Genomic DNA, 882 nt, shown 5'->3' on the forward strand with positions numbered 1-882 from the left:
ATGTTTAATTTTAGTAACATAAATTCGAAAATACAGAGTATTGTTGATGCTATCAATGAAAACAGTAATAAGCTAAATTCTCGCGTGGATATGATTTATGAAAATAATGAAAGGTTAAAATCTCGCATTGATGAACTCGATAAAAGTATTGCACATCACTTTGGAAATGAAAATAAAATCATCACTCAGTTGATTGAGATGGAAGATAAAAGGGATCTGCTCAGTAAAGATATAAAAACTATTCTTTACCAACACATGGAAAGGTTGGAGTTTATCCGTGAAGAGTTAATGTTTGAATTTAGAGTGAAAACGGATACTCTTAAGGATAGAAATAATACAAAAATAGAGAGTTTAGTATTAAATAATGAAAAATATGAAAATCAAAATTTAAGACGAATAAATGTTGGATGTGGGCATGTTCAACCAGAAGGGTATATTAATGTAGATGCAAGGCAATTGCCAGGCATTGATGTTATTTGTGATGCTGGAAACTTGTTTTTTGACGACCAAAGTTTAGACGAAATATATAGTGCACATTTAATTGAACATTTTACAGAAGTTGAACTCAGTAGAGTAATACTCCCTAACTGGCTTTCTAAATTGAAGAAAGGTGGTGTTTTAAGAATAGTGACCCCAGACGCAAATAGCATGATAAATGACTATGTGCAAGGCATAATGAGTTTTGAAGATTTACGTAAAGTCACATACGGGGCTCAAGATTACGAAGGGGATTTTCATTATAATATGTTTTCTGTAGATTATCTTATCGATATATTATCTAATGTTGGATTTACAAATGTAGAATTGATAGAAGACAATCGACGTAATGGGCTGTGTCGAGAAATGGAGCTTATTGCTGTGCGATAAGAATGAAGAATGTAT

At 31.9% G+C, this 882-nt stretch carries 1 protein-coding gene; it reads left to right on the forward strand.

Features of this window, described 5'->3' with window-relative positions; genetic code table 11:
• The coding region (locus NNN64_RS22845; RefSeq protein ID WP_271442884.1) for a hypothetical protein at positions 1–867 on the forward strand (867 nt) is incomplete at its 5' end.
• Positions 868–882 lie beyond the last annotated feature (15 nt).

This window comes from Citrobacter sp. Igbk 14 (assembly GCF_028069825.1).
In the GTDB taxonomy this organism is placed as follows: domain Bacteria; phylum Pseudomonadota; class Gammaproteobacteria; order Enterobacterales; family Enterobacteriaceae; genus Citrobacter.